This is a genomic window from Glaesserella sp. (genome assembly GCF_041817755.1).
Lineage (GTDB): Bacteria > Pseudomonadota > Gammaproteobacteria > Enterobacterales > Pasteurellaceae > Glaesserella.
The window spans coordinates 1-5531 of sequence record NZ_JBGYBX010000005.1 but is presented as its reverse complement, the minus strand read 5'-3'; the positions used below and the strand labels follow the sequence as shown (position 1 = coordinate 5531).

Annotated in this window: 4 protein-coding genes; all 4 read right to left on the bottom strand. The window is 41.6% G+C overall.

The window, feature by feature from the left end:
• Positions 1-1981: type VI secretion system Vgr family protein (locus ACEYKX_RS00440; protein WP_373780350.1), on the bottom strand; the 1981-nt coding region annotated here is incomplete at its 3' end.
• A 244-nt stretch (positions 1982-2225) separates the two neighbouring features.
• Entirely contained in the window at positions 2226-2360 is a 135-nt protein-coding gene (locus ACEYKX_RS00435) for a hypothetical protein (RefSeq protein WP_373780349.1), read from the bottom strand.
• Positions 2361-2660: 300 nt separating this feature from the next.
• A complete protein-coding gene (locus tag ACEYKX_RS00430; protein WP_373780348.1) occupies positions 2661-3644 on the bottom strand; it encodes a hypothetical protein in 984 nt (327 codons plus the stop codon).
• Positions 3619-5531: glycoside hydrolase family 19 (locus ACEYKX_RS00425; protein ID WP_373780347.1), on the bottom strand; the 1913-nt coding region annotated here is incomplete at its 5' end. The genes ACEYKX_RS00430 and ACEYKX_RS00425, both read right to left, overlap by 26 nt.

The window sequence follows — 5531 nt, the reverse complement described above, 5'->3', positions numbered from 1 at the left end:
CTTCCGGCGAACCGCTCTCATAGGCCAAACTGCCTTCAATGGTCACATGCCCGATTAAGGTAATGCCTTCGCCGTTGATAATCACTTTGCCCGCCTGACTTTCAATCACCACTTCGTCATAACCTTCGCTATGAAAAATTTCGGCCTGATGTTCGATAAGTTCGCCCGCCGTCCATTCCGCCGAGCCGGACACTTCAATCGTGTAATCGTTGCCGGTCTCAATGGTGTAGTCCGCATGAATGGTGGTTTGCTGTTGGTTGTTGATGTTTAAAATCTCGTCCTTTTCGATTTTCGTTATACGATTTCGTCCGATGCTACGCTGTTGGTCGCGGTGGATTGTGATGACTTCGTCCAGCCCCACCGTTTCGGTGCGGTTATTACCGATGTTAATTGTTTCATCATGTCCCACCTGTTCCGTGCGGTCGTTGCCGATTTGCGTAGTTTCGTCATGATTGACTACATTGTTCTGGTCACGTTCGGCATGAATAAAGATTTCTTCCCGCTCTTTCTCGTCTTCAAAACGCAATTCGTTAAAGCCGCTGCCTTTGTGCGTCTTGGATTTGATGCTCATCCGGGTTTTATGTGCCGGCAGGTCATACGGCGGTTCGGTGGTGCTGTGATAAGTTCTGCCGGTGATAATCGGTTGGTCCGGGTCGCCTTCTAAAAAGTCCACAATCACTTCATGTCCGATTCGCGGAATGGCGATATTTCCGAACTGTGCTCCCGCCCAGGCCTGACTCACCCGCACCCAGCAGGAGCTGTTTTCATCTTCCTGTCCCAGTCTGTCCCACGGGAACTGGATTTTCACCCGGCCCCATTCGTCACAGTAAATCTCTTCCCCCGCCGGTCCCACCACATGGGCTATCTGCGGACCGTCCACCCGCGGTTTCGGTTGTGGCGTCGGGCGCCATGGCGCCAGGCTTGGAATCAGTTTAATGCGGTTTTCATAGCGGTTGCCCGTCTCGCCCGCTTCTTCTTCCAGTATGCCGGTTTGATAACCGCGATGTTCCACTTCCACAATTAACCAGCTTTGATTAAAGCGTTCCCGCGGATGGCCTGTTAGCGAGAAGCGATAACCGGGGATTACCCGTAAATCATCACCCACCGCCAACGCCGCTTCCGCTTCCCGGCGTTCGTATTCTAACCGGTAACGGCTGAACGGTTCGCCCTGGGCGTCTTGTTTATAACGCCCCGGATAGTCGTATTTTTCGTAAGTGGCTTGTGCAAGGTTCTCGCCTAATACGGATTGTTGCTGATTTTGCGCAAGATGCTCCTGACGGTAACGCGGATTGGTAAAGGTGTAATCCCGTAATGTCTGTTGAGTGGTCAACAGTTTCGTTTCATACGACCAATGCCATAACGCCGGCTCCGGCCGTTCGCCTGCCGGAGTGGGGTTATAAAGCAATTCGCCTTTTTCTTCGGATAGCGAGGTGTTATCGGAAAAATGCAAGCGGTGGTCGTCCGCCGTGTGCTCGAAATAATAGTAACTGCCTTCTTCCGCCGCCAATCGTTCGATAAAGGCTAAATCCGTTTCCCGGTATTGTACGCAGTATTCCCGTTGCCAATAGGGTGAAGCAAGGTGAAATTCCACCTGATTTACGCCGCTTTTCGTCAGTAACGTGCGGATAATCTTTTCACTGTCTTGCTGCTGGAAGATTTTATTGTCCGCCTGCAAATTTGCCCGGGCAAGCGCCGGCTCAATCACCATTTTATAGCGGGTGCGGGCAAAGCCGGTTTCACCTTGCACGAAGGCGGTCACAATTCCGTTTACGTAACGCACCGGCTCGGCGCCTTGCCAGAAGGTGAGCGTGGCGCTGTTATCCAGAATCTCGGCAAAGGCGGGGGAGGAATCAAAGCTTGCCAGTTCGAGTTCAAGGCGAAAGAGCTGAGAAAGTCCTTCGGTGAAAACGAAACTCACCACATCAAACTCGGCGCGGTTGTTTAAGGTGAGGCTATAGCGGTAATCGGATTGGGCTGCCATGGGTGTTCCTTTTTATCGAAAAATCTTGTGTGCTTTTGACCGACCTTCTTAAAAGTGCGGTGAGTTTTTCAAGTGTTTTTTTAAGTTATTCTTTTAGTTCAACGACTTCGCCCTTAATCCATATATTGATGTCTTTTCTGCCCTTGTAATTAATAAAATACCATTTCCGGTTATTATTATCAATTTTCCCCTTTTAATAAAATCTCCCGGTTATTTTTAATAAGGTACCCATTAGATTGATGTTTTAAATTTGGCTAAAAATATTGTAGTAATCCCGGCTCTTTTCACCGGCTTTCACCGCAATCGGCTTGGGCAGTTTGACTTCCGTATCGGTCCGGGTTTCAAGATTATTCTTCGCCAGCAGTGGAATCCCTTTCACGGCTTCTTCCTGCATGACGTGGTAAGAGCCGCTGAAAATCCGCCAGCCTTCCTTAGGCGCCTGATGCTCAACGCCCGCGTTGTCTTTATACCAGACCAGCTTGTCAAATTTTGCTTTTTGGCTGGGATATTTTCATTAAATAGAACAGGGTAGAGGATAATGAAACAAGCGGTGAGATTCAGCGAATTTTTTACAAAATTTTTCCTAAATCTTACCGCTTGTAAAACGTTGATAAAATTCACCGCACTTTTAGGTGGTTTCAGTTCAAAAGTGCGGTCGATTTTTCAATTGTTTTTTTAGTTATTCTTTTATATCAACTGCCTCAGCTTTAATCCACATATTGATGTCTTTTTTGCCTTTGTAGTTAATGAAGTACCAGTTATTACTAGACGTATCCTTCTGCTTTTTTAGAATTTTCACTTTATCCCCTTTCACTAAATACATATTAGATTTATTACCGATAGATGAATATAAATAAGATTTGTTAATAATAACTCCAATATTATTTTCTTCTTTTTTTATATTATTTTCTATATACTCCTTTTCCTCCTTCAAATTTAATTCAGATAACTTCTTGATAATAGAAATATATTGCTTTTTAGTTTTATTTTCGTAAGGGTGAATAAGCATTAGTTTTTTATAGCGTTCAACTCCATTTATAATATTTATATTATTTTCATGAAATCTTTCTATAAACCCATCTAATGAGCTTTCAAAAAAATAATTCAATTCACAGTTATTATTGATATATTCATCTGATAAATTTGAATTGGGTAGTTTTTCTTCAATGTTATCACTGGCAAGATCTACTCTTAAATCATCAAACCTACAAATATATTTCTTGGAGTAATCATCCAAAAAACCACTAAATTCCGAGGTTATTTTACTTATCAGCCATTTATTGTTTTCGTAATTAACATAATAATTATTTATGATATTTAGTTTTTCTGAGTTTGTTATAATAATCATTACATATTTTTTATCGCTGGATTTTTTTATATCATTAATAACTGCTCCACCGTCTTCTGATAAATTTACATTATCTAGAACTAGACTATAATTATTATTATCTTTTCTAAAAAACAATAAAGCATTACCAAATCCATTAATATTACTAATAACTTTATCCATTACTCCATTATTATCAATATCTATGTCTCTAGAAAAGAATTCATTATTATTTAAATAATTATTGATGTTTTTACTATTAGCATAAGGACTAAATAAAAAAACAGCACTTCCTAAAAAAGTCAGAAGTTTACTTATCTTTATGGTTTTTGTCATAATTAAAAATCCTCTTTAACTCATTAACATAAGCAATTCTTTCATTTATAGCATACTGCCCACCATTTACTAAATAAGTAACTTGGTGGGTATTGTCATCATCAGCAACTAAATTTATATCAACTGTAGTATGTGTAGATAACTTTGTTTTCGGATAATTATTTTTTTCCCCATTTGAATTAGGGTATTTAGCTTTTAGTACATTACCTGAACCTAGTAATTTTCCTCTTTTCCAAAAATAACCACTGGCATCAACTGCCAAATGAAGATCTTGATTCAGAAGAGAATAATTTGTGCTGTAATCACTTCTACCAATATATTCAAAATATTGTTTATAACCTATTTCACCAATTTTTTCTCCAGAGTGAGTTAATTGGATTAACCCTCGACCAATATATGGATAATAGAATTTATTTTTTAGATATTCTAAAGAACCGAATTCTTGTGATGTGGAAAAGTGTCCAGATTCATGATAGCACTGTGCTAAAAAGTGAATTTTTCTTATGCAGGTATTAATTTCATACTTTCGCATTGCTAAATTCAGCTCTTTTGTGAGTTTTTCATAAGTAGCTTCCGTTTTAGGAATTTGACAATTCTTGGCTGAAAACAATGAATATCCTAAGCTTTTCTTCACGTTAGGTTCTGAATCTCTTAATGAATGGATAATATTTTTGACTTCTTCAACCGTAAAATCCCGATGACAAAAACAAGTCGAATAAGGCATTAATGCCCCAATCACCCCCAACGGATGAATAAAATAAGCCTGCTGTTCCGTATCAAACTGCTCAACCTTTAATCCTATCGATAAATCGTCCACCCGTTTGGCCAGGCGGGTCGCTTTCTCTTCCTTACCGTTCTCGCGATAAACGTTACACACCGGCTCAAAATCAAGCTGTCGTGTCGTTTTCCATTCGTTATCGTGTTTGACAATAATCCCCGTCAGCCGTCTTTGTTGTATCGGGTCTAACAAAATATCCCGTAATCTTCCCGCCTCAAATTGTATCGGCGTGCTCTTATCCGCCTCTAAATCCAGCTCGTCCATGATAGCCCTAAACATCGGGTCTAATTGATTTTTATCTTCCAGCGTTAATCCGCTGTTCGGATTAATATATTTATCCAACGATACGTCAAATAAGCAAAGGCTGTTACTTGCCTGACTGAACACATTTGCTCCGGGGAAGGTAATACCGTGGGTCACATGACTGTCGTCCACATAGATTCCCGTCTTGCTTTTCGTGCCATGGTGTAAGTACGGTTGGATATTGTAGTAATCCCGGCTCTTTTCACCTTCCTTGACGGTTTCCTTTTCCACTTCCGATAACGGCACCATCACTTCCGTCGACGTCGTACCGAGGGGCATCACCTGATTTTCGGCAATGGCATAAGTCGGGCTGTTGCGATTTACATACAGGAAATTATCTTGCAATACCCGTTTGCCTTTTTCCCGCTTTTTATTCTCTTCATACGCCGCTTTTGCTTTTGTCCGAAAGGCGTCAATATTGTCGTAGGTGAACACTTCCAAATGCAACAGTTTTTTATCCTGTTCGTCCGCTTGATTATATTCGCCCATTAAACCCAGTTCCTCGCCGGCTTTCACCGCAATCGGCTTGGGCAGTTTGACTTCCGTATCGGTCTGGGTTTCAAGATTATTCTTCGCCAGCAGTGGAATTCCCTTGACGGCTTCTTCCTGCATGACGCGATACGAGCCGCTAAAAATCCGCCAGCCTTTCTTCGGCGCTTTATGCTCAACGCCTGCGTTGTCTTTATACCAGACCAGCTCGTCGAATTTTGTTTTTGGGTTGTGATGTTTTCTCACGAAAATCGTCAGACCGTCTTCTAAGGTCTTGCCTGTCGGGCGATTATTTCCGTCTCTAATCATCACGGGAT

Excerpts from the sequence above, each read along its gene's own strand:
- ACEYKX_RS00430 (WP_373780348.1), bottom strand. The coding sequence starts at position 3,644 with ATGACAAAAACCATAAAGATAAGTAAACTTCTGACTTTTTTAGGAAGT.